Genomic DNA, 21,320 nt, shown 5'->3' on the forward strand with positions numbered 1-21,320 from the left:
TCTTCCTCTTGAACGTCCAGTGAACAGCTCACCGAGGCCGGGGTCCGTCCGCCTCCTCCGCTCCTTCCCGTGGACCGAACCCCCGCACGACCCGCCCGGCCGCCACCTTCTGCAGCAGCCCGTAGGCCAGCACCGGCAGCAGGATCTGCGGCCGGTCGGGCAGCGCCGTCGTGATCAGCACGGCACTGGCGCTGCTGTTGTTCATCCCGCAGGCCAGCGTCACGGACGCGCCGGCTCTCGCGTCCAGCCGCAGGGCGTGCGCGGCGACGCGGCCGAGGGTGAAGGACAGCCCGCACACGGTCGCGGCGACGGCGAGCGCGGCAGTCAGCAGCAGCGGACGCGGATGCCGGAGGAAGGGGCCGAGGACCCCGCTGGCGTTGACGTACGTCAGAAGCAGCGAAGCCGGGAGCGCCGCGGCGACGGCGGACTCCAGGAGCCCTGCCGACGCGTGCCGGGGCAGCAGCAGTCGGCACAGCATGCCCGCGCCGCAGGGCAGCACCACCGATGTGAGAGCGAACGTGTACCCGGCGCTGTGCTCCGCCTCGGCCACCCGGCTTGCGTAACCGCCGTGGAGCAGCGGGCACAGGACGGCCAGGGTGAGCGGCACCGTCAACGGACTGACCAGGGTGGAGGCGAGGACCAGCCCGACGGCCGTCGGCTGGTCGCCGTCCCCCTTGGCGGTCCACACCGTCGCCCCGGCCGCCACCGGCATCGCGACGATCAGGATCACCGCGGCGACCATGCCGCTGCCGCCGTCCTGATCGGGGGACTGCCGCAGCGCGAAGGCGACCCCCGGCACGATCAGCAGCGGTGCGCCGACGTGCAGCACGAGCCCGGCGACGAGTGCGACCGGGCGCCGCAGCCGCAGCCGCAGCTCACGCAACGGCACCTGGAGCCCGGCGCTGAACAGCACCAGCGCGAGCAGCAACTGCGGTGTCCGCAGGGGCAGTTCAGCCAGACTGGGGACGCCGAGCCCGTGCGGGCGCCGCAACCACAGGCCCGGACCGGGCAGCAGTGCCGCGGCGGCGTAAGCCAGGGCGATCGCCGGGCCGAGGTGGCGGCGGAGCAGGTCGGGTACGGGAGCGTGGCGCGCTCGTCGCGGTTGGTGGTCAGCGGTCGTCTTCGTCTTCGGGGGGCGGGGACACATGGCGGCGCTCTTCCGTCGTGGGGCAGGGGCACGGGCGGAGACGGAACGCCGGTATCGCGAAGGGGCCGGTCGGGACGGTCGGGCGGGTGGGAGTGCGATGCCCTGTCGTCATGTTGCAAGCCCCTTTCGCCGCCGATCGACTACATCCATGTAGACCGTCTACTGAACTGTAGACGACGGCTCCGACAGGGCGGATCGGGATCCGACTGGCGTCCTCGGGGTTTTACGTATAACCTCTCCCGTCAATCACCCCCTCCGAGAGGCTCCGATGAGACGCATCGCCCTGGTCACCCTCGTCGTCGACGACTATGACGAGGCGATCCGCTTCTACACCGAGGCCCTCGGATTCCGGCTCGGTGAGGACGAGCCGCGCCCGGACGGCTCCCGCTGGGTCGTCGTCGAGCCGGGCGTCGAAGGGCAGAGCACCGCCCTGCTGCTCGCCCGGGCCAAGGGCGAGGCGCAGCGCGGCCGGGTCGGGGACCAGACCGGCGGGCGCGTCGGCTTCTTCCTCCACACCGACGACTTCGCCCGCGACCACGCCCGCATGCTCGCCGCGGGCGTGACCTTCCTGGAGGAGCCCCGCCACGAGCCGTACGGCTCGGTCGCCGTCTTCCAGGACCTGTACGGCAACCGCTGGGACCTGCTCCAGCCCGCCACCTGATCCCGCCCACCCGAACCGCCGAGGAACGACCGCACATGACCTCTACGCGCATAGACACCGCCACTCTCCGCCGGCTCCCCAAGGCCGTGCTGCACGACCACCTCGACGGCGGCCTGCGCCCCGCCACCGTGGTGGAACTCGCGGAAGCGGTCGGCCACACCCTGCCCACCACCGACCCGGACGAGCTCGCCGCCTGGTACTTCGAGGCCGCCAACTCCGGTGACCTGGTGCGCTACATCGCCACCTTCGAGCACACCCTCGCCGTGATGCAGACCCGCGAGGGCCTGCTGCGCACCGCCGAGGAGTACGTCCTCGACCTGGCCGCCGACGGTGTCGTGTACGGCGAGGTGCGCTACGCCCCCGAACTGAACACCAACGGCGGGCTGACCCTCGCCGAGGTCGTCGAGACCGTCCAGGAAGGCCTCGCGGCCGGCATGGCGAAGGCGGCAGCCGCGGGCACCCCGGTGCGCGTCGGCACCCTGCTGTGCGGCATGCGAATGTTCGACCGCGTCCGCGAGGCCGCCGACCTGGCCGTCGCCTTCCGCGACGCCGGAGTCGTCGGCTTCGACATCGCCGGCGCCGAGGACGGCTTCCCGCCCGCCGACCACCTCGACGCATTCGAGCACCTGCGCCGCGAGAGCGTCCCGTTCACCATCCACGCCGGCGAGGCGCACGGACTGCCCAGCATCCACCAGGCCCTCCAGGTCTGCGGCGCCCAGCGCATCGGCCACGGCGTGCGCATCACCGACGACATCGTCGACGGCAAGCTCGGCCGGCTCGCGGGCTGGGTCCGCGACCGCCGTATCGCGCTGGAGATGTGCCCGACCTCCAACCTCCAGACGGGCGCGGCGACTTCGATCGCCGAACACCCGATCACCGCCCTGAAGGACCTCGGCTTCCGCGTCACCCTCAACACCGACAACCGGCTGGTTTCGGGCACGACGATGACCCGTGAGATGTCCCTGCTGGTGGAGCAGGCGGACTGGACGGTCGAGGACCTGCGCACCGTCACGGTGAACGCTCTCAAGAGCGCCTTCATCCCCTTCGACGAGCGCAGCGCCCTCATCGAGGACGTCGTCCTGCCGGGCTACGAAGCCGCGCTCTGAAGCAACCCCCGTACGTACGCGGCCTGGCCGACGTGTTCGAGATCGTCGCCCAGGACGCTGACCAGCCGGACGCCCAGACTGACCGGCGGATCCCAGCGTTCGTCGACGATGCGCTCGAGGTCCTTGGCGGCCAACCCGCGCAGGACACCGACGCTCTGGGCGTGCACGGCGTCGTAGTAGCCGGTCAGCAGATCGGGGGAGTCGACCCGTACCCTGGCGACCTTCGCGGAGCTGTGCCCGTACCCGGTGTCGTGGCGCGGGAGGTCCAGGCCGAAGCGCTTCTCCCAGTCCTGCGTGAGCCACACCTGGTCGAGCCCGAAGGCGTCGGCCACGTGGTCGTCCTGGACCCGGGTGAGATGCCAGACCAGCCAGGCGATGGAGTTGGCGTCTTCCGCGGGGCGGGCGTTGAGGTCGTCGGGGCCGAGGCCCTCGACGGCTGCGTGGACTTCTTCCTGGATGCGGTTGAACCCGTCGATGAGGATGTCCTTGGCATGCATGCATCCACCATCGCGCATTACGGTCCCTCGTGCGTCCCCTGTTCCAGAAGCGCCATCAGCGCCCGGGCCGCCGGGCTGGTCGCCTGCGGCGGCGGCAGCAGGGCCACCGTCTCGTAGACCGTCTCGCCGGTGCCCTTCACGGGCAGGGCGGTCAGCGCCTCGCGCTTGTACCGGAAGTGCCGGGGCACCACCGCGATGCCGAGGTTCTCGTCCACCAGGTCCAGCAGGCTGTGCACGTCGTTGACCTCCAGCGCGACGGTGCGCCGTACACCCGCCGCGGCAAAGGCCGTGTCGGTGGTCCGGCGCGGTCCCCAGTCCGGGTGGAAGTCGACGAACACCTCGCCGCCGAGGTCGTCCGGCGTAACGGCCGCACCGCCGGTCGCCAGGCGATGGGTGGGGTGGCACAGCACGGTCATCGGCTCGCCGGTCAGCGACACCGAACGCAGCTGATCGGTGTCCGCCTGCGTGCGGTAGGCGAAGGCCAGATCCAGACGCCCGGCCGCGACCTCCTCCGCCAGCGCGCCCGAACCGGCCTGCCGCAGCCGTATCTCCACATCCGGATGACGCCGCCGGAACGCGGCCAGCAACCCCGCCACATGCACCCCCGCGATGCACTGCTCCGTGCCCAGCGCGAGCGTCCCGCGCAGCACGCCCTGCACGGCGGCGACCGCCTCGTGCGCCGACCGCACCTGCGCCAGGATCCGCTCCGCCTCGCCCAGCAGCGCCCGCCCAGCCTCCGTGAGGGTGACCCGGCGGGTCGTGCGGACGAACAGCGGAGTCTGCAACTCCCGCTCCAGCGCCCGGATCGAGGCCGACAGGCCCGACTGGGAGACCATCAGCCGTTCCGCGGCCCGGGTGAAGTGCTGGTCCTCGGCGACCGCGACGAAGTGCTGGAGATGGCGCAGTTCCATGATTGAGAAGCCTATCCGCTTAGTTCCATCGGATTCTCCTGTTGGACCACTGCCCGCAGGTCACGAAAGAGTGGGTACTGGTTTCCCAGAGTTTCCCGGAATCCGTGATTCGTGTGCCAACCCCTCTGGAGTCGCGTTGTACACCGCACACCCCGACCGCTACGCGGACATGCCCTACCGCCGCACCGGACGCAGCGGCCTCAAGCTCCCCGCGCTCTCGCTCGGCCTGTGGCACAACTTCGGTCCCGATCGCCCGGTCGAGACCCAGCGGGCCATCCTGCGCCGCGCCTTCGACCTCGGCGTCAACCACTTCGACCTGGCCAACAACTACGGCCCGCCGCCCGGTGCCGCCGAGTCCGCCCTCGGCGAGGCGCTGAAGGCGGACTTCGCCGGCTACCGCGACGAGCTGGTGATCTCGACCAAGGCCGGCTACCTCATGTGGCCCGGCCCGTACGGCGAGTGGGGCTCCCGCAAGTACCTGCTGTCCTCGCTCGACCAGAGCCTTACGCGGATGGGCCTGGACTACGTCGACATCTTCTACTCGCACCGCCCCGACCCGGAGACTCCCCTGGAGGAGACGATGGGTGCCCTGCACTCGGCGGTCCAGCAGGGCAAGGCGCTCTATGTCGGTGTCTCCAACTACTCGCCCGAGCAGACCCGCGAGGCCGCCCGCATCCTGGGCGAGCTGGGCACGCCCCTGCTCATCCACCAGCCGCGCTACTCGATGCTGGCCCGCGGCCCGGAGGAGTCGGGGCTGCTGGACACGCTGGACGAGCTCCAGGTCGGCTCCATCGTTTTCTCCCCGCTGGAGCAGGGCGTGCTGACCGCCCGCTACCTCGACGGCATCCCGGAGGACTCGCGGGCCGCGAGCGACAGCCCGTTCCTGAACTCGGACCGGCTCACCGCGGAACTGGTCGGCAGGCTGCGCTCCCTCGACGAGATCGCCAAGGGCCGCGGCCAGACCCTGGCCCAGCTGGCCCTGGCCTGGGTGCTGCGCGGCGGCCGGGTGACCTCCGCGCTGGTCGGTGCGAGCAGCCCGCAGCAGATCGAGGACAGCGTCGCGGCCACCCGCAACCTGGACTTCGACGCCGACGAGCTCGCCCGCATCGACGCGATCATCAAGCAGTAAGGCGCTCGCTGACCTCCCAGAGGCGGGCCGCCGCCTCTGGGTCCACGGCATGGGGCAGGACACCCGGGGTCTCCTCGCCCGCGTACCAGGCGGATTCGGTCTCGGGGGTCACCAGCGGGCTGACGTCGCAGTTCTCGCAGTAGACACCGCCGACACCGGCGAGCTGCGGGCTGGTCGCGCACCAGACACTCGTGGCCGCGCCCTGCTGCACGGTCTTCCACTGGCGCTCGGGGTCTCGGATCGGCCTGCCCGCCTCGTCGACCGTGCCCGACGCCCGGATGATCTCCGGGTCGACGTGCTTGATCAGGCCCGTGTCGATGATGATGCCGGGGTGCACGGAGAAGGCCTGCACGCCCTGCGTCCGCCCGCGCCGGTCCAGTTCGACGGCGAAGAGCGCGTTGGCGGTCTTCGACTGCCCGTAGGCGGTGAACGGCTCGTAGGGCCGGTGCTCGAAGTGCAGGTCGTCGAAGTCGACGCCGCCGAAGCGGATGCCCCGCGACGACACCGCCACGACCCGAGCCCCGCGCGCCGCGACCAGCGCCGGCCACAGCCGCGCGACCAGCTGGAAGTGGCCCAGATGGTTCGTGGCGAACTGCACCTCGTAGCCGCGTGCGTCCCGGGTCAGCGGGGTCGCCATGATCCCGGCGCTGTTGACCAGGATGTGCAGCGGCCGCCCGGAGGCCAGGAACTTCTCGGCGAAGGCGTCGATCGATGCCGGATCCAGCAGGTCCAGGTACTCGACCTCGGCACCGGGCATGTCCTCGAGCGCTTCCTGGGCCCGCTGAAGATCCCTTGCCGGTACGACGACCTCGGCGCCGGCGGCGTGCAGCACTCGGGCGGTCTCCAGACCGATGCCGGAGTAGCCGCCGGTCACGATGGCCACCTTGCCGGTGAGGTCGACGCCCTTGATCACCTCCTCCGCGGTGGACGCGGCGCCGAAGCCGGAGGGGAGCGGATGCTGTGCGGTGGTCATGGCTGGTGTCTCCTCGAAAGTGAGCTGTCGAGGCCACCGTAGAGTCGCGTCTTCGTACGATGAATGCTTGAGAATCCGCATTACTTGCGTGATAGTTCGAGCATGTCCGCCGATCCGCTCTCCGACGCCCTCGCCGTCGCCAGTGCCCGCAGTGTGTTCTCCGGTGGTTTCACGGCGGGTGGGACCTGGGCGATCCGGCTGCGTGGCCGCGACAAGCTGAAGGTGAACGCCGTGGTGCGGGGCGGCTGTCTGCTGCTGCGTGAGGGTGGTGGGGAGCCGGTGTCCCTGTCCGAGGGTGACGTCGTCGTCTCCGACGGCAGACAGCCGTACGTGCTGTGCAGTGCGCCGGGCCTGGAGCCCCTCGACTCCGGCGACGTGACGATGGACCCCGAGACCCGGATGGCACGCCTCGGCCAGGGCGAGGACGTCGCGTGCGTGTCCGGGCACATCGACCTGAGCCGGGACAGCGGTGAACTGCTGCGCCGGGCGCTGCCGGAGCTGATCCATGTACGGGCCGACGCGGCCGAGGCGCCGGTGCTGCGCTGGCTGACCGGGCAGCTGGTGGGGGAGATGAAGACGCGCCGGGCCGGTGTCGAGTTCGCCTCGGACCAGCTGGCCCAGCTGCTGTTCGTGCAGGTGCTGCGGGTCTGTCTCGCCGAGGCCGAGGGGCTCCCGCCCGGCTGGCTGCGCGCCCTCGCGGACGAACGGCTCGCCCCGGCCCTGCGCCTGATGCACGAGGACCCGGGCCACCCCTGGCAGCTGGAGGAGCTGGCCCGGGCGGCCGCGATGTCGCGCACCACCTTCGCCGTACGGTTCAGGGAGGCGGCCGGGGTGCCGCCGCTGACGTATCTGCTCAACTGGCGCATGAGCCTTGCGGCGCGCGCCCTGCGGCAGGACGCGGTTCCCGTCGCCGTGCTCGCCCGCTCCGTCGGCTACACCTCCGAGAGCGCCTTCAGCAACGCCTTCAAGCGCGCCGTCGGTGTCGCGCCGCGCCGCTACCGCGACGCGGTCAGGAGCTGATCCGCTCCTCCAGGCGCACGGTCACCGTGTCGCCTTCCGCCTTCCCGATGGCCTTGCGGATCTCGGCCTTCACGGGCAGCTTGTGGGTGCCGTCCCCCAGCGCCATGAAGGAACTGCGGAAGGGATGTCCGTCGATCGTGCCGCGGACCTTGACCAGCCCGCGGGTGCCGAAGAACTCGACGGACCCCGGCCAGACGAGATAGATCCAGCCGCCCTCGTTCGGGCTTCTGCGCAGGACGGCGGTGAACTCCGCGTCCAGCTTGCCGGTCGTAGCCATGATGCTTCCTCCGCTCCCGGCGGTCCTTCATTCGGCAGACCGCCGGGAGCGGGGAAACTCATCGCGGGCGGGTTCTCATGCCCCTGCGGGCACGCGGTCCAGGAAGCCGAGCACGGACCGGATGCGGCCGTCCGCGTCCAGGGTGATCACGTCGAAGCCGGCGACGGGCGCCGAGCCGTCGGCCTCGCTCACCAGCTCCCAGGTGAAGCGCGCCGTGTCGTGGTGGCCGTCCACGGCGCCGGTCCGCCGGAAGGCGAAACCCGGGAACTGCTCGTGGGCCGCCGCGATCACGGCCGCGATCCGGTCGAGGCCGGTGACGTCGGCGAGCGGGTCGGTGTAGGAGCCGTCCGCGGTCCAGGCGGCGGCCACCGCCTTTGTCAGCTCCTCGGGCTCGCTCGCGTTCCAAGCCTCGAAGTAACGGGCGACGGCGCTCTCGTAACGATCGGTGTTCGCGGACATGGGCGATCAGCCTCCATCGAGGTGGTCGTTGCTGGTCAGGACCCGGATTCGCGCTCCGGCGACCCGGTGCGAACAACCATGCCCGCGGCTGCGAGCGCGGTCGATTACCCCTCGGGTAATGGCGGCACTCGCCGGATTTCGGCCAACTCCCCCTGTGAATATGCCAGGAGACTGGCCGGAAAGTCGTGGTGACAGTGTTTCAGTAGTGAACATACTCAACAGTCAAGGGACTTCACGGCGAGCGAAGACGCCATCACGCACAGCACATGAGCCGCACCGAGAGCACAGCACGTGAGCCGCATTGAAAGCGAGGCCGGCCGACAGGCGAACGAGCAACGGGGGAGCGAAGCGTGCACGACGAGTTCTTATGCCATGTCACCGCGTACGGCACCTGTGGGGGCGAACGCATCGGGGTGCCTTTAGGCAGCTACCGGGCCCCCACCCTGGCCCTCGCCCTGTGGTGGCTGCGCGATCGCGCGAACTGGATCGCCGACCGCCTCGACCCGCAGCCCGAGGCCGAACACTTCCCGCCGAGCTCCCTCGTCCCCGTCGCCGACACGGTGCCCGACGTCCCGGCGGTGCTGCGCTCCTGGTGCGGCGATGTCGCCCAACAGGAGCTGGTGGCCGACGAGTTGGCGGGCGGGCGGCTGGTGCGGATCGCCACCGGCGACGAGACCACCGAGTACGAGCTGCTGGCCGAGTCCGTCGACGCCCTGCGCATGCAGCGGACCATCCCGGCGCTCGTCCTGCCCGTCGGCTGAGTGTCCGCGACGCCCGCCACGCCGGGCGCGCATGTGGACGAATCGGTAGAATTCACCGCATGGCAGAGCGGCCGGTCGCGCCGACTGCGCCCGCCCTCGTCCTGGAGACCGAGACGGGCTCCCTGGTGATGAGTCCGGGCCGCGACTACCACGTCGGACGCGACCCGTTGAGCGACATCGTCATCGACGATGCGAGGGTCTCGTGGCACCACGCGGTGCTGCGGCCCGACGACGACCACTGGCTGATCGAGGACGAGAACAGCACCAACGGCACCTTCACCGACGGCCGCCGCATCCACGAGTGGGGGGTGGGCCCCGGCAGCGTGATCCGCTTCGGCAACCCGTCGGACGGCCCGCGCGCCGTCCTGGCCGATGTGCCGCCGCCGGTCCGGGAGCGCCCCTCGGCGGTGTCGATGCCGGGCCTGACCGGCACCTTCCGGCAGCCCACCACCGTACGGCCGCTGCCCACCCGCACCGTCCGCATCGGCCGCGCCGCCGACAACGACCTGGTCCTCGACGACCTGGGCGTCTCGCGCCGGCACGCCGAACTGCGCGCGCTGCCCGACGGGACGTACGAGATCGCGGATCTCGGCAGCCACAACGGCACGTTCCTCAACGGCTCGCCCGTCACCGCCGCCCCGATCGGCCCCGGCGACATCGTCGGCATCGGCCACTCCGCGTTCTGTCTGGTCGGCGACCAGCTGCAGGAGTATGTCGACACCGGCGAGGTCTCCCTCGACGTGCAGGACCTCACGGTCGCCGTCGACCGCGGCCGCAAGACGCTGCTGGACCACGTCTCCTTCCCGGTGGGGGAGAAGTGCCTGCTCGCGGTGGTCGGCCCGAGCGGGGCCGGCAAGTCCACACTGCTCAACGCACTGACCGGGCAGCGGCCGGCCGACCGCGGCACCGTCCTCTACGACGGCCGCGACCTCTACCGCGACTACGCCGAACTGCGCCAGCGCATCGGCCTGGTCCCGCAGGACGACATCCTGCACGCCCAGCTCACCGTCCGCAGCGCCCTGTCCTACGCCGCCGAACTGCGCTTCCCCGAGGACACCGCGAAGGCCGAGCGCCGCGCCCGGGTCGACGAGGTCATCCGCGAACTGGGCCTGGAGCAGCGCGTCGACCAGCCCGTGCACAGCCTGTCGGGCGGCCAGCGCAAGCGGGTCAGCGTGGCCCTGGAGCTGCTGACCAAGCCGTCCCTGCTCTTCCTCGACGAGCCGACCTCGGGCCTGGACCCTGGCATGGACCGCTCGGTGATGCACATGCTGCGCGGCCTGGCCGACGACGGCCGGACGGTCATCGTGGTCACCCACAGCGTCCTGAGCCTCGACGTGTGCGACCGGCTCCTCGTCCTCGCGCCCGGCGGCAAGGTCGCCTACTACGGGCCGCCCGAGGACGCCCTCGCCTTCTTCGGCTTCGAGCAGTGGCCGGAGGCCTTCGAGTCCTTCGAACGGGACCGGGACCGCGACTGGGCGGGCGACTTCAGCTTCTCGCCCTTCCACCGCGCCTACGTCACCGAGGCCACCGCCCAGCCCCGCGTGCCCCGCTCGGGTCCGGTCGTGATCACCCCGCCGGCCCGGCCGCGCAGCCGCGGCGGGCAGCTCGGCACGCTGGTCCGCCGCTACACGACCGCACTGGGCGCGGACCGCACCTTCCTCGCCATCATGATCGCCCTGCCGTTCGTGATGGGCGCCATGGCCCGAGCCCTGGCCGGCAGCAGGCTGACCCAGGCGACGGCGATGAACGCGCTGCTCATCCTGTGCGTCGGCGGTGTACTCACCGGCGCGGCCAACGCCGTGCGCGAGCTCGTCAAGGAGCGCACCATCTACCAGCGCGAACGCGCCGTGGGCCTGTCCAGATCGGCGTACCTGATGTCGAAGATCGTCGTGCTGGGGACCATCACCGTGCTGCAGGCCGTGGTGCTGACCCTGGTCGGGCTGGCGGGCGTCGACCTCAACGCGCCCGGTGGCGAGGGCGTGTTGATGCCGCCCCTTGTCGAAATCACCATCGCCGTCGCCCTGCTGGCGTTCACGGCGATGATGCTGGGCTTGCTGGTGTCGGCGCTGGTGCGTAAGGAGGAGGTGACGATGCCGCTGCTGGTGCTGCTCGCCATCGTCCAAGTCGTCTTCTGCGGCGCCCTGTTGAAGCTGCACGGCGTACCCGGCCTGGAACAGCTGTCCTGGCTGGTGCCCTCCCGGTGGGCGCTCGGCGCGATGGCCGGCACCATCGGACTGGCCCGCATCGTGCCCGGCGACCTGACCGGCGACCCGCTCTTCAAGCACTCGGCCGGCGTGTGGCTGCTGAACATCGCCATGCTGGTCGTGCTGTCGGCGGTCTTCGGGTTCGCGGTGTCGCGGCTGCTGCGCCGGCACGAACCCGTCGTGATGCGGAAGTAGGAGCCGCGATGACGTCCCCCGGCTTCCGCCCCACCCACGTCGTCCCCCAGCACGGCATGCCCGCCTGGGAGGCTCCCGACCCCGCCCGCCCCACCGTGCCCCTCGACCCGCTCCTGCCCGTCCAACTGGTCGAGCGGCGCGGCGACTGGGGGCACGTGATGTGCGCCAACGGCTGGTCGGCCTGGGTCGACGGCCGCTTCCTGGTCGCCGTACCCCAGGACCCGCCCGCCACCGGCGATCCCCAGGCCCGCACCGCCGACCCCCGCCCCCTCCTCGCCCGCACCGAACAGGCCCTGGCCCGCTACCGGACCGCGGTCGAGGAACTCGCCGGCGGCGGCCTGGACGGGGAGTCCTTCCGCGGCCGTACGAAAGGACTGCGGATCGGGCTGGTCGTCGACGGCGAGTCCATGTGGCTCTACGACACCGAGCACGGCCGCTGGGTGTACGGCGACGGGACGCGCCTGAGCACGTACGCGACGGACGACGAACCCCGCGCCGCGGCCGCGGACCCCGGCCACGCTCCCACCCAGGTCGTGACACCCGATGGCCCATGACGCGAGCCTCTTCTCCGGCCGCCCCTCGGAACTGATCGGCAGGCAGGTCGCCGGCTACCGCATCGAGCGCGAGATCGGCCGCGGCGGCATGGCCGTCGTCTACCGCGCCCGCGACCTGCGCCTGGACCGCACCGTCGCGCTGAAGCTGCTCGCCCCGGAACTCGCCCGCAACGACACCTTCCGCCTCCGCTTCACCCATGAGTCCCGGGCGGCCGCCGCGATCGACCACCCGCACATCGTGCCGGTCTACGAGGCGGGCGAGACGGACGGCGTCCTGTACATCGCCATGCGTTACGTCGAGGGCAGCGACCTGCGTCATCTCCTCGACCGGCGTGGCCCGCTCACGCCCGCGGTCGCGCTGCGCATCGCCGCGCAGGTCGGCTCCGCGCTGGACGCGGCCCACGAGCACGGGCTGGTCCACCGGGACGTGAAACCCGGCAACATCCTGGTCGCCCGCGGCACCGACAGCGACCACCCCGAGCACACGTATCTGACGGACTTCGGCCTGACCAAGAAGTCGTTGTCCCTGACCGGCTTCACCACCGTCGGCCAGTTCGTCGGCACCCTCGACTACGTGGCCCCGGAGCAGATCTCCGGCCGACCCGTCGACGGACGCTGCGACGTCTACGGCTTCGCCTGCGTCGTCTACGAGTCCCTGGCCGGCCGCCCGCCCTTCCGGCGTGACGACGACATGGCCCTGCTGTGGGCCCACCAGTACGACCAGCCGCCCCCGCTGACGGAATTCCGCCCCGACCTCGCGCCCCAGGTGGACGCGGTGTTCGCCGCGGCCCTGGCCAAGAGCCCGGACGACCGCCACGACTCGTGCCTGGCCTTCGTGACCGCCCTGCGCGCTGCCGTGATGGGCGAGGCGGCCGTCGGTCATCCGCCGACGGAGGTGGATCTGCCGGTCGTGGCGGCCGGGCAGGGCCGGCCGGCACCGCCGCCGCGGTGGGCCGAACCGGTCTTCAGGCCTCCTGGCCCAGCCCGTTGAGCGGCACCCGCCGCGCCACCACCTTGCGCCGGCAGATCCGCCAGCCCGCCGCGACGCGCACCACCACGTCCTCGTACGTCACCGACCCGCACGAGCCGTCCGCCATGATCCCGAGGCCCTTGGAGCGGGCACGCACCCGGTCGTCGGCCGCCTCCTCGATCACCACGTTGGTCACGTGGTGTGCCACGGGGTTCTTCGCGCCCAGCGCCAGCGCCGCCTCCTTGAGGGCGGCGAGCCCGGCGACCTCGCCCTGGCCGAAGTCGGACAGGTCGTAGACGACGTCGGACGTGAACACCTCGTGCGACCGGTCCAGGTCCCCGTCGTCGACCAGGTGGCCGTGCAGTGCGATCAACTCGGTGACCGCCAGGCGGTCTTCGAGAGCCAGCGCCATCTCCTGCCCTTCTCTCGGCTGATCGCACACTCCCACGGACGGCATCATCGGTCCCACCTCTTTTCCGTCTCGCCCCGTCGCCGCACCGGCCTGGCCAGCAGTGCGCCGAGCAGACCGGTCACCAGCCCCCACAGCAGCGCGAGGCCCAGCGCGGTCCACACCTGGGGTTTGAGAAACAGATCACCGGCCAGGTCCCCGCCCAGGTCGCCGATGCCGAGCACCGACAGCCCGTAGTGCGCGGAGATCCGGCAGACCAGGCAGATCATGAGCACGGTCAGAGCGAGCGCGACCGCCATGTGCAGGGCGTGCTGCCAGGCGCGTATCCGGGCCGGGGAGCGGGTCGCCAGCAGGAACGCGGCGGCCAGCAACAGCACCGCGGCCACGACCATCAGCCACCACACCCGGCCGTCGTACTCGGCGAGCGTGCGCAGGTTGAGCGTGGAGACCTCCTTGGTGCGCAGCACCTCGTCCAGCACATGCGGCATGGGCAGCCCGAAGGGTCCTTGCACCCGGCCGGTCCAGGTGGCGCCGAGGCCGAGCGTGAGCGCCAGCCAGACCAGGTTCGGCATACCCAGCAGGATCACGGCCAGCGTCTCGACCCGGTGGCCGCGGACCACCGCGACGACCAGGCCGACGACGATGCCCAGAACGACGTACGCCAGCAGCAGGACGACCATGGCGTACGCGGCCGGCCGTACCGACTCCTGAAAGCGCAGCAGCCGCCCCGGCAGCGGCGCTCCGGGCGCGACCAGCAGGGCCAGCACCAGCACTCCGGCCAGCCACAGCACACCGAAGAGGAGGGTCAGCGGGACATCGGTCTTGAAGCCGACCTTCGGCGAGACGTCGAACAGGTCGCCGATGTCGCCGATCGTCCCCTCGCCGAGCTGGAGCGTGAAGGTCTGCCGGGCGGCGAAGGCCAGGCCGAGCAGCGCGAGCAGCCACAGCACGGCGACCCGGGCGGCCCAGCCGGCCAGTTCCGGTGCGCCGGCGACCGCCCGGTGCCGCAGTGGGCGCAGGAAACCCGAGGCGAGCACCAGTGCCCCGACGAGCGTGACGGACAGCGGGATCACGGTCAGCCCGGCGTTGGACTCGGCCAGACCGCCGGCGTTCCCCGACAGCTCGATCGTGCCGCCGACGGCCGTGACGACCGTCGCCGCGACCACCCGCGGGAAGGCGCCGTCCGGAAGATCCCCCGCACCGGCCGCCCACAGCCCCAGCCCGGCGACCACTCCCATGGCGACCAGCGCGGCCAGCACCGCGGCGAGGGCCTGCACCCAGCCATGGCGGGAGACGGCCGGGGCGAAGGGGGGTCGCGGACTCACCCTTGCCACGCTAAGCAGCACCCGCGGCCCCCGCCCGCCGGGAGGGCCGTCCGCGTCGGCTTGCGGGCAGCACGGGACCGGAGCACACAATGGGTGCACCAGGCAAGAAAGCGGCATGAATCGGGGCGAGCCGCAGGAAATCCGCGTCGGGAAGAAGAGCTCGTGAGCGTCGAACCGCCGTCCTCCGGCCGACCCACAGGACCCCCCTCCGGCCCGCTGTCGGGCCCCTCCCAGCCACCCTCGGGCCCGCCCTCGCAACCACCGGGCAGCAGCGGCGGCACGCCGTCGCCGGAACCCCACCGCCCCTGGTGGAAGTCCGCTCCCCGCGTCGCCGTGCTCACCACCGCGGTGGTCGCCGCCGTGGTCCTCGCCGTCGTGTTCACCCGCTCCGACGGCGGCACGGGCAAAGGCGGCGAGGTCTTCCTGCAGGCCGCCGGCAAGACCGGGCCCGACCCGTTCACCCAGTCCACGGCCACGGAGAGCTCCGCCCCACCCGTCTCCGCCTCCCCGGCCACCGAATCCGCGCCGGCCAACGCGGTGCGCGGCGTCGAAGGCGGCGCGCCCGGACTGTACGGCGGCACCCGCAACGTCTCCAGCTGCGACGTGGAGAAACAGATCAAGGCCCTCCAGGCGGCCCCCGCGAAGAACAAGGCATTCGCCTCTGTCGCCGACGTCACGCCCACCCAGGTCCCCACCTACCTGCGCGCACTCACCCCCGTACAGCTGCGCATGGACACCCGCGTCACCAACCACGGCTACCGCGACGGCGCCGCCACCAGCTACCAGGCCGTCCTGCAGGCCGGCACCGCCGTCCTCGTGGACAGCCACGGGGTGCCCCGTGTGCGCTGCGCCTGCGGCAACCCGCTCACCCCGCCCGTCGCCCTGCAGACCACCCCGAGGCGCACCGGCGACTCCTGGCCGGCGTACAGCCCCGCGAACGTCGTCGTGGTCACCCCCGCACCGCGGATCATCAACATCTTCGTGATCTACGACCCAGACCACGACGAGTGGATCGGCCGGCACCGCGGCGACACCGGCCGCCACGACCACAAGACCGAGCCGCCGGTGAAGCCCTCCCCGTCGGTCAGCGTGTCCACGCCGACCTCGCCGTCGTCCAAGCCGCCGTCACCGTGTGCCTCCTCGCCCGGCGAGAGCAAGAGCACGCCGACCCCCTCCACGACCAGCTGCCCGCCGACGTCGACCGCCCCGTCCTCGCCGAGCTCCCCGTCCTCCTCGCCGCCGGATTCCGGATCCAGCTCCTCCGAGCCGGAGACGAGCCAGCCGGAGTCGATCACCACCTCGTCCGCGCTCCAGTCGGAGTCGATCACCACATCACCGGCGCTCTGAGTCGAAGCGGACACATCGGACCGGATGGGACTGCGGAGCCCGGCTCGGGGTAACAGCACTGATGCAGCAGCGTCCGGCCAGGCCGGCTTCCGAGAGAGAAACGCATGATCGAGCACGTGGGCGGGGCAGTGGTACCGACTGGTTTCGACGTGCCCGTCGAACCGCTGCGGCGGGCGGCGCACTACTCCGGCGAACCCGGATGCATCGCCGAGGCACGGTCCTTCGCCGCACACTTCGTGGACCAGCTCAGAACCGAGTGGTGCGCCAAGATCGACGACCGGGCCCGGGACGAGGTGCTCCTGGTGGTGAGCGAGCTGGTCACCAACGCGGACCGGCACAGCAACGGGCCGTACATCCTGGAACTCGAGGGCACCGACAGCGCGGTCACGGTGTGCGTGTACGACAGCAGCGCGGCCCTGCCTCGGCGTTTCCCCAAGAACCCCGAGCGCGTCGGCCGGCACGGTCTGGAGATAGTCCACGTACTGGCGGCCCGGGTCACCGTCGAGCGGGTGCCGGTCGGCAAACGGGTGTCCGCCGTGGTGGCGCTGAACGGCGAATGACCGCCGCAGTGGCCTGCGGCGGTCACCCGTACAGGTGCGCGTGTCCGTCCCTCACGCGCAGCCGAGCTCGCCCAGCATTCCCTCGCGAAGTCGCGCGATGATCCGCTTGATCAGGCGGGACACATGCATCTGCGAGCAGCCGAGCCGTTCGCCGATCTCCGCCTGAGTGGCCTCCTCCACGAACCTCATGTGGATGATCTGCCGGTCGCGCTCGCCGAGTTCCGCCATCAGCGGGGCGAGCGACTGGAAGTCCTCGACGAGCCGCAGCCCGTCCTCCTCCACGCCGATGAAGTCGGCGAGCACCGCCTCGCCGTCCTCCGGGCCGTCGCCGGTGAGCGCGGCGTCCAGGGACGAGGAGTTGTAGCCGTTGGAGGCGATCTGCGCCTCGATCACCTCGTTCTCGGGGATGTTCATCAAGGTGGCGAGTTCGGGCACCGTCGGCTCCCGGTCCAGCCGGCTGGCGAGCTCCTCACGGGCCTTGGCCAGTTCGACGCGCAACTCCTGCAGCCGGCGCGGTACGTGCACGGCCCAGGTGGTGTCGCGGAAGAACCGCTTGATCTCACCGACTATGTACGGCAGCGCGAACGAGGTGAACTCGACCTCCCGGGACAGCTCGAACCGGTCGATCGCCTTGATCAGACCGATCATCCCGGTCTGGACGAGGTCCTCCATCTCGTCGCCGCGCCCCCGGAAGCGCCCGGCGGCGAACCGCACCAGCGAGATGTTCATCTCGATGAGCGTGTTGCGCGCGTACTGGTACTCGTGCGTGCCCTCCTCGAGTTCGGACAGGCGCTGGAAGAATTGGCGGGACAGTTCCCGAGCGTCACGCGGAGCCACGGCTCGCGGTTCCGCGATCCCTGGCAGTGGTCCGTTTTCCGTGCCGGTCCTGGCGGTCTCCACGAGTTGCGCCTCCGACCGTTCCACGGCGGTGTCCATGTCCTCTCCCGGAGTCACGGTTCGACGTCTGTCTGCGTCAAGCCCTACTGGTTGCGCGTACCCCCTCTGCGCCGGAGCATGCCCATCGGCACCCACGGCGACGGGTCGGCTGCGCTGCGTCGGTCCTCACGACGTCGTCGTCTCCCTCCATGATTCCACTCTCGGCGGAATGCCGCCCCCTTCCGTCGGGGTCCTGGAAACCTAGGCTGAAGAGGTGAGCAGCCAAGCGCCGAACGAAGCCCGAGTCATTCCGCTGCGCCGCCCGCAGGGTGCGCGCCCCGCCACCTCGCCGCCTCCGCGCCAGGCCTCCCCGGCGCCCTCGGCCCCGCCGGTTCCTTCGGCTCCCGCGGCCAGGGAACCCCTGTGGCGCGACCTGATCGGTGACGTCCTGCGGCGTGAGCGTCTCGCCCAGGAGCGCACCCTCAAGGACGTGGCCGACGCGGCCCGGATCTCCATGCCGTACCTGTCCGAGGTGGAGCGGGGCCGCAAGGAGGCCTCCTCCGAGGTCCTCGCGGCCGCCGCCCACGCCCTGGGCCTGGGCCTGGGCGATCTGCTGTCGCTGGCCCAGGGAGAGCTCACCCGGATCGGCAGCCGCCGGACCGGCCGCAGCCGGGGCACGTCCACGTCGCCGTACAACGGACTGTGCCTGGCCGCCTGAGGACGCCTTCCGGTCGGCGCCTCACACCGAGACGAGGCGCCGGCTGACCACCTCGTCGGCCAGCCCGTACGCCACCGCCTCCTCGGCGGTGAACACCTTGTCGCGGTCCATGTCCGCACGCAGCGTCGCCAGGTCGTGGCGGGTGTGCCGGGACAGCACCTGTTCGACCTGGGAGCGGATCCGCACCATCTCCTTCGCCTGCAGCGCGAGATCGGAGATCGTGCCCCGGCTGCCACCGGAGGCAGGCTGCCCGAGCAGCACACGCGCGTGCTCCAGCACGAACCGCCGCCCCGGATCCCCGCCGGCCAGCAGTACGGCCGCGGTGGACGCGGCCTGGCCGACGCAGAACGTCGAGATGGGCGCCTGCACGAACGTCATCGTGTCGTAGATCGCCATCAGCGAAGTGAACGATCCCCCGGGCGAGTTGATGTAGATCGCGATCTCGCTGTCCGGGGCCGACGACTCCAGATGGAGGAGCTGCGCGATGACGACGTTGGCCACTCCGTCGTCGATCTCGGTGCCGAGGAAGATGATCCGCTCCGACAGCAGCCGGCTGAACACGTCGGAGGACCGCTCACCGTTCGCGGTGCGCTCGACGACGTACGGAATCGTGTAGTTCCCCATGTCACAGCCCCATCCGTCGCTTCGAGGCGGCCGGGCGGACGTCCGCGAAGGACTCCACGACCCGGTCCACGATGCCGTACTCCCTGGCCTCCTCGGCCGTGAACCAGCGGTCCCGGTCGCCGTCCCGGGAGATGGTCTCCGGGCTCTGGCCGGTGTGCTCGGCGATGAGCCGCTCCATGGTCCGCTTGGTGTGCTCGAGGTTGTCCGCCTGGATCTCGATGTCGGCGGTGGTGCCGCCGATGCCCGCCGAGCCCTGGTGCATCATGATCCGCGCGTTCGGCAGGGCGTAGCGCTTGCCGGGTGCGCCGCCGCAGAGCAGGAACTGGCCCATGCTGGCCGCGAAGCCCATGGCGAGCGTCGAGACGTCGTTCGGGATCAGCCGCATCGTGTCGTAGATCGCGAGCCCGGCGTGCACCGAACCGCCCGGGCTCTGGATGAACAGGCTGATGTCGGTGCGCGGGTCCTCCGCGGACAGGACCAGCAACTGGGCACAGACCCGGTTCGCGGAGACCTCGTCGACCTGCGTACCCAGCAGCACGATCCGCTGCGCGAGCAGCTGGGCGGCGAGATGGTCGTCGAAGCGGGTGGGCGGGGTGTCGCCCTCCTCGGCCCGCGGGGCGAGCGTGGTGAGTGGAGTCATCGGTTCTCCTCGTGGTGGCGGGGATGCCGTCGACTCCACTCTTGACCTCGGACGACGCCCTTCAGTGCTTTCTCTGCCCGCGGCAGATTCGCCACGGGCAGAGCCCGGTCTCAGCCCTTCTCGCGCAGCTGCCGGAAGAACGCCCGTACGTCCTCCACCAGCAGGTCGGGCTCCTCCATCGCGGCGAAGTGCCCGCCCCGGTCGAGCTCCGTCCAGCGCACGATGTGCTCCGTGCGCTCCGCCTTGTGGCGCAGCGGGATCTGCGGGTCGCCGGGGAAGGAGGCCACCGCGGTCGGGGCGGTCGAGGGCTCGTGCGGGGCGGCGATGCGCTCGCCCGTGGCGTGGGCGCGCTCGTAGTAGACGCGGGCGGACGAACCGGCCGTGCCCGTCAGCCAGTACAGCATCACGTTCGTGAGCATCAGGTCCCGGTCCACGGCCTCCTCGGGCAGCTCCTCGGAGTCCGTCCACTCCTGGAACTTCTCGACGATCCAGGCGAGTTGACCGACCGGCGAGTCGGTGAGCGCGTACGAGAGGGTCTGCGGGCGGGTGGACTGCACATGGAAGTAGCCCGTCCCGTCGCGGAACCACGCGGCCCACCGGTGCCACGACGTCAGCGTCCGCTCCCGCTCCTCGGGGCTCAGCCTCGCCAGTTCCTCGGGGGTCGGCTCGGTGGCCGCCTGGGCGCCGGGCAGCAGGTTGAGGTGGATGCCGACGACCCGGTCGGGGTGGACGCGGCCCAGCTCGCGGGAGATGCCCGCGCCCCAGTCGCCTCCCTGGGCGCCGAACCGCTCGTAGCCCAGGCGTGTCATGAGCTCGACCCATGCGTCGGCGATCCGGCGGGCCTCCCAGCCGGTCTCGCGGGTGGGCCCGGAGAACCCGAAGCCCGGAATGCTCGGCACCACCACATGGAAGGCGTCGGCGGGGTCGCCGCCGTGTGCGGCCGGGTCCGTCAACGGGCCGACGATGTCCAGGAATTCGGCGATCGACCCCGGCCAGCCGTGCGTGACGATCAGCGGAGTGGCGTCGGGCTCGGGGGAGCGGATGTGCGCGAAATGCACATGTGCGCCGTCGATCTCGGTCGTGAACTGCGGCCACTCGTTCAGCCGCGCCTCGGCCACCCGCCAGTCGTACTCGTGCCGCCAGTACCCGACCAGCTCGCGCAGGTAGTCCGAGGGCACGCCGTACGCCCATCCCACCCCGGGCAGCTCGTCGGGCCAGCGGGCACGGTCGAGGCGGTCGTGGAGGTCGTCGAGGTCGCGCTGCGGGATGTCGATGCGGAAGGGACGTAGGCCGCTGTCGGCGGACGGAGTCGTCATGACCGCGATGCTAGTTCCGAACCGTGTAGCGGCCATCTGGATTAATCGGCCGCCCGACCGATGAGTTCCGGCGCGAGGATCAGTCGACACAGGAGACCGTGTTCCACGCCCCCAGGAGGTGCTCATGACCACCGACGGATTCACCACGTGTCTCTGGTACGACGGCCAGGCGGAGGAGGCCGCCCACTTCTACGTCTCGATCTTCAAGAACTCCAGCATCGGACGCGTCGGCCGCAACGTAGAGGGAGGTGCGGGCCCCGCCGGCTCGGTGCTTGCGGTGGAGTTCACGGCCAACGGCCAGAAGTTCGTCGCGTTGAACGGCGGCCCGCAGTTCAAGTTCAACGAGTCGATCTCCTTCCAGATCTTCTGCGCGGACCAGGAGGAGATCGACTACTACTGGACCAAGCTGACCGAGGGCGGCGGCGAGCCCGGCCCCTGTGGCTGGCTCAAGGACAAGTACGGCGTGTCCTGGCAGGTCGTGCCCGACAAGCTCATCGACATGATCAGTGATACGGACCAGGAGAAGGCGGCCCGCACGACCAAGGCGTTCATGGCGATGAGCAAGTTCGACATCGCCGCTCTGGAGAAGGCCTACGCGGGCGAGTGACGGTCGGCCCCCGAGCGACGGCCGGTCCGCCCTC

The 21,320-nt window shown here is 71.1% G+C and carries 24 protein-coding genes; 12 read left to right on the top strand and 12 right to left on the bottom strand.

The annotated features are described in order from the left end of the window. Positions 1–28: 28 nt before the first annotated feature. Positions 29–1,147 carry a sodium-dependent transporter gene (locus ACFY1L_RS44595; RefSeq protein WP_388838706.1) on the bottom strand — a complete coding sequence of 373 codons (1,119 nt, stop codon included), beginning with the start codon at positions 1,145–1,147 and terminating at the stop codon, positions 29–31. A gap of 268 nt (positions 1,148–1,415) precedes the next feature. Here ACFY1L_RS44595 and ACFY1L_RS44600 point away from each other — a divergent pair, with 268 nt between their 5' ends. Beyond that, positions 1,416–1,808, top strand: coding sequence for a VOC family protein (locus tag ACFY1L_RS44600; protein ID WP_388838709.1), 393 nt, complete (start codon positions 1,416–1,418; stop codon positions 1,806–1,808). 35 nt (positions 1,809–1,843) lie between these two features. Beyond that, complete coding sequence (locus ACFY1L_RS44605) at positions 1,844–2,914, top strand: adenosine deaminase (protein ID WP_388838712.1); 1,071 nt, start codon at positions 1,844–1,846, stop codon at positions 2,912–2,914. On the opposite strand, the gene ACFY1L_RS44610 is transcribed toward ACFY1L_RS44605, so the two are convergent. After that, entirely contained in the window at positions 2,896–3,411 is a 516-nt protein-coding gene (locus ACFY1L_RS44610; RefSeq protein WP_388838715.1) for a DUF664 domain-containing protein, read from the bottom strand. The two genes, ACFY1L_RS44605 and ACFY1L_RS44610, sit on opposite strands and share 19 nt — an antisense overlap. A 17-nt stretch (positions 3,412–3,428) precedes the next feature. Further along, on the bottom strand, positions 3,429–4,322 hold the full coding sequence (locus ACFY1L_RS44615) for a LysR substrate-binding domain-containing protein (RefSeq protein ID WP_388838717.1): 894 nt from the start codon (positions 4,320–4,322) through the stop codon (positions 3,429–3,431). 136 nt (positions 4,323–4,458) lie between these two features. Between ACFY1L_RS44615 and mgrA the strand changes: the two genes are divergently transcribed. After that, complete coding sequence (gene mgrA / locus ACFY1L_RS44620; protein WP_388838720.1) at positions 4,459–5,451, top strand: L-glyceraldehyde 3-phosphate reductase; 993 nt, start codon at positions 4,459–4,461, stop codon at positions 5,449–5,451. On the opposite strand, the gene ACFY1L_RS44625 is transcribed toward mgrA, so the two are convergent. Further along, positions 5,441–6,424, bottom strand: coding sequence for an oxidoreductase (locus ACFY1L_RS44625; RefSeq protein ID WP_388838723.1), 984 nt, complete (start codon positions 6,422–6,424; stop codon positions 5,441–5,443). The two genes, mgrA and ACFY1L_RS44625, sit on opposite strands and share 11 nt — an antisense overlap. 102 nt (positions 6,425–6,526) lie before the next feature. On the opposite strand from ACFY1L_RS44625, the gene ACFY1L_RS44630 reads away from it, so the two are divergent. Next, positions 6,527–7,444 (top strand): AraC family transcriptional regulator, encoded by a 918-nt coding sequence (locus tag ACFY1L_RS44630; RefSeq protein ID WP_388838726.1) that lies wholly within the window; start codon positions 6,527–6,529, stop codon positions 7,442–7,444. Here ACFY1L_RS44630 and ACFY1L_RS44635 read toward each other — a convergent pair. Then, complete coding sequence (locus ACFY1L_RS44635; protein WP_388838729.1) at positions 7,434–7,721, bottom strand: DUF1905 domain-containing protein; 288 nt, start codon at positions 7,719–7,721, stop codon at positions 7,434–7,436. The genes ACFY1L_RS44630 and ACFY1L_RS44635 overlap by 11 nt on opposite strands. 75 nt (positions 7,722–7,796) lie before the next feature. Beyond that, positions 7,797–8,180: a nuclear transport factor 2 family protein gene (locus ACFY1L_RS44640; RefSeq protein ID WP_388838732.1), complete on the bottom strand. Its 384-nt coding sequence runs from the start codon at positions 8,178–8,180 to the stop codon at positions 7,797–7,799. A gap of 350 nt (positions 8,181–8,530) precedes the next feature. Between ACFY1L_RS44640 and ACFY1L_RS44645 the strand changes: the two genes are divergently transcribed. The 4 genes from ACFY1L_RS44645 to ACFY1L_RS44660 are packed head-to-tail and all read left to right on the top strand — an operon-like array spanning position 8,531 to position 12,885. Beyond that, complete coding sequence (locus ACFY1L_RS44645; protein WP_388838735.1) at positions 8,531–8,941, top strand: hypothetical protein; 411 nt, start codon at positions 8,531–8,533, stop codon at positions 8,939–8,941. Positions 8,942–9,000: 59 nt separating this feature from the next. Continuing rightward, complete coding sequence (locus ACFY1L_RS44650; protein WP_388838738.1) at positions 9,001–11,340, top strand: FHA domain-containing protein; 2,340 nt, start codon at positions 9,001–9,003, stop codon at positions 11,338–11,340. Positions 11,341–11,348: 8 nt separating this feature from the next. Further along, a complete protein-coding gene (locus tag ACFY1L_RS44655; RefSeq protein ID WP_388838741.1) occupies positions 11,349–11,894 on the top strand; it encodes a hypothetical protein in 546 nt (181 codons plus the stop codon). Beyond that, positions 11,884–12,885, top strand: coding sequence for a serine/threonine-protein kinase (locus ACFY1L_RS44660; protein ID WP_388838744.1), 1,002 nt, complete (start codon positions 11,884–11,886; stop codon positions 12,883–12,885). The genes ACFY1L_RS44655 and ACFY1L_RS44660 overlap by 11 nt, the downstream gene beginning before the upstream one ends. On the opposite strand, the gene ACFY1L_RS44665 is transcribed toward ACFY1L_RS44660, so the two are convergent. Both ACFY1L_RS44665 and ACFY1L_RS44670 read right to left on the bottom strand, forming a co-directional pair. Continuing rightward, complete coding sequence (locus ACFY1L_RS44665) at positions 12,860–13,276, bottom strand: nuclear transport factor 2 family protein (protein ID WP_388838747.1); 417 nt, start codon at positions 13,274–13,276, stop codon at positions 12,860–12,862. The two genes, ACFY1L_RS44660 and ACFY1L_RS44665, sit on opposite strands and share 26 nt — an antisense overlap. A 44-nt stretch (positions 13,277–13,320) precedes the next feature. Then, positions 13,321–14,598 (bottom strand): streptophobe family protein, encoded by a 1,278-nt coding sequence (locus ACFY1L_RS44670; RefSeq protein ID WP_388838750.1) that lies wholly within the window; start codon positions 14,596–14,598, stop codon positions 13,321–13,323. 162 nt (positions 14,599–14,760) lie between these two features. On the opposite strand from ACFY1L_RS44670, the gene ACFY1L_RS44675 reads away from it, so the two are divergent. Both ACFY1L_RS44675 and ACFY1L_RS44680 read left to right on the top strand, forming a co-directional pair. Then, complete coding sequence (locus ACFY1L_RS44675; protein WP_388838752.1) at positions 14,761–15,945, top strand: DUF6777 domain-containing protein; 1,185 nt, start codon at positions 14,761–14,763, stop codon at positions 15,943–15,945. Between the two features lie 104 nt (positions 15,946–16,049). Next, positions 16,050–16,505, top strand: a complete 456-nt coding sequence (locus tag ACFY1L_RS44680; RefSeq protein WP_388838755.1) for an ATP-binding protein — start codon at positions 16,050–16,052, stop codon at positions 16,503–16,505. 51 nt (positions 16,506–16,556) lie between these two features. On the opposite strand, the gene ACFY1L_RS44685 is transcribed toward ACFY1L_RS44680, so the two are convergent. Beyond that, positions 16,557–17,441, bottom strand: coding sequence for an RNA polymerase sigma factor SigF (locus ACFY1L_RS44685; RefSeq protein ID WP_388838758.1), 885 nt, complete (start codon positions 17,439–17,441; stop codon positions 16,557–16,559). A 214-nt stretch (positions 17,442–17,655) separates the two neighbouring features. Here ACFY1L_RS44685 and ACFY1L_RS44690 point away from each other — a divergent pair, with 214 nt between their 5' ends. Further along, positions 17,656–18,099, top strand: coding sequence for a helix-turn-helix domain-containing protein (locus tag ACFY1L_RS44690; protein ID WP_388838761.1), 444 nt, complete (start codon positions 17,656–17,658; stop codon positions 18,097–18,099). 21 nt (positions 18,100–18,120) lie between these two features. Here the strand turns inward: ACFY1L_RS44690 and ACFY1L_RS44695 are convergent, their stop codons facing one another. The 3 genes from ACFY1L_RS44695 to ACFY1L_RS44705 all read right to left on the bottom strand — a co-directional run bounded on the left by ACFY1L_RS44695 (position 18,121) and on the right by ACFY1L_RS44705 (position 20,679). Further along, positions 18,121–18,723: a ClpP family protease gene (locus ACFY1L_RS44695; protein WP_388838763.1), complete on the bottom strand. Its 603-nt coding sequence runs from the start codon at positions 18,721–18,723 to the stop codon at positions 18,121–18,123. A 1-nt stretch (position 18,724) separates the two neighbouring features. Beyond that, on the bottom strand, positions 18,725–19,363 hold the full coding sequence (locus ACFY1L_RS44700) for an ATP-dependent Clp protease proteolytic subunit (protein ID WP_388838766.1): 639 nt from the start codon (positions 19,361–19,363) through the stop codon (positions 18,725–18,727). A 110-nt stretch (positions 19,364–19,473) separates the two neighbouring features. Next, positions 19,474–20,679, bottom strand: coding sequence for an epoxide hydrolase family protein (locus ACFY1L_RS44705; protein ID WP_388838769.1), 1,206 nt, complete (start codon positions 20,677–20,679; stop codon positions 19,474–19,476). A gap of 124 nt (positions 20,680–20,803) precedes the next feature. Here ACFY1L_RS44705 and ACFY1L_RS44710 point away from each other — a divergent pair, with 124 nt between their 5' ends. Further along, positions 20,804–21,286, top strand: a complete 483-nt coding sequence (locus tag ACFY1L_RS44710) for a VOC family protein (protein ID WP_388838772.1) — start codon at positions 20,804–20,806, stop codon at positions 21,284–21,286. Positions 21,287–21,320: the final 34 nt, after the last annotated feature.

The sequence above is a fragment of the Streptomyces sp. NPDC001663 genome, assembly GCF_042893105.1.
GTDB lineage: Bacteria > Actinomycetota > Actinomycetes > Streptomycetales > Streptomycetaceae > Streptomyces.

Excerpts from the sequence above, each read along its gene's own strand:
- ACFY1L_RS44665 (WP_388838747.1), bottom strand. The coding sequence starts at position 13,276 with ATGGCGCTGGCTCTCGAAGACCGCCTGGCGGTCACCGAGTTGATCGCA.
- ACFY1L_RS44710 (WP_388838772.1), top strand. The coding sequence starts at position 20,804 with ATGACCACCGACGGATTCACCACGTGTCTCTGGTACGACGGCCAGGCG.
- ACFY1L_RS44705 (WP_388838769.1), bottom strand. The coding sequence starts at position 20,679 with ATGACGACTCCGTCCGCCGACAGCGGCCTACGTCCCTTCCGCATCGAC.
- ACFY1L_RS44685 (WP_388838758.1), bottom strand. The coding sequence starts at position 17,441 with ATGGACACCGCCGTGGAACGGTCGGAGGCGCAACTCGTGGAGACCGCC.
- ACFY1L_RS44640 (WP_388838732.1), bottom strand. The coding sequence starts at position 8,180 with ATGTCCGCGAACACCGATCGTTACGAGAGCGCCGTCGCCCGTTACTTC.
- ACFY1L_RS44595 (WP_388838706.1), bottom strand. The coding sequence starts at position 1,147 with ATGTGTCCCCGCCCCCCGAAGACGAAGACGACCGCTGACCACCAACCG.
- ACFY1L_RS44605 (WP_388838712.1), top strand. The coding sequence starts at position 1,844 with ATGACCTCTACGCGCATAGACACCGCCACTCTCCGCCGGCTCCCCAAG.
- ACFY1L_RS44615 (WP_388838717.1), bottom strand. The coding sequence starts at position 4,322 with ATGGAACTGCGCCATCTCCAGCACTTCGTCGCGGTCGCCGAGGACCAG.
- ACFY1L_RS44680 (WP_388838755.1), top strand. The coding sequence starts at position 16,050 with ATGATCGAGCACGTGGGCGGGGCAGTGGTACCGACTGGTTTCGACGTG.
- ACFY1L_RS44635 (WP_388838729.1), bottom strand. The coding sequence starts at position 7,721 with ATGGCTACGACCGGCAAGCTGGACGCGGAGTTCACCGCCGTCCTGCGC.
- ACFY1L_RS44660 (WP_388838744.1), top strand. The coding sequence starts at position 11,884 with ATGGCCCATGACGCGAGCCTCTTCTCCGGCCGCCCCTCGGAACTGATC.
- ACFY1L_RS44695 (WP_388838763.1), bottom strand. The coding sequence starts at position 18,723 with ATGGGGAACTACACGATTCCGTACGTCGTCGAGCGCACCGCGAACGGT.
- ACFY1L_RS44630 (WP_388838726.1), top strand. The coding sequence starts at position 6,527 with ATGTCCGCCGATCCGCTCTCCGACGCCCTCGCCGTCGCCAGTGCCCGC.
- ACFY1L_RS44600 (WP_388838709.1), top strand. The coding sequence starts at position 1,416 with ATGAGACGCATCGCCCTGGTCACCCTCGTCGTCGACGACTATGACGAG.
- ACFY1L_RS44650 (WP_388838738.1), top strand. The coding sequence starts at position 9,001 with ATGGCAGAGCGGCCGGTCGCGCCGACTGCGCCCGCCCTCGTCCTGGAG.
- ACFY1L_RS44655 (WP_388838741.1), top strand. The coding sequence starts at position 11,349 with ATGACGTCCCCCGGCTTCCGCCCCACCCACGTCGTCCCCCAGCACGGC.
- ACFY1L_RS44625 (WP_388838723.1), bottom strand. The coding sequence starts at position 6,424 with ATGACCACCGCACAGCATCCGCTCCCCTCCGGCTTCGGCGCCGCGTCC.
- ACFY1L_RS44700 (WP_388838766.1), bottom strand. The coding sequence starts at position 19,363 with ATGACTCCACTCACCACGCTCGCCCCGCGGGCCGAGGAGGGCGACACC.
- ACFY1L_RS44610 (WP_388838715.1), bottom strand. The coding sequence starts at position 3,411 with ATGCATGCCAAGGACATCCTCATCGACGGGTTCAACCGCATCCAGGAA.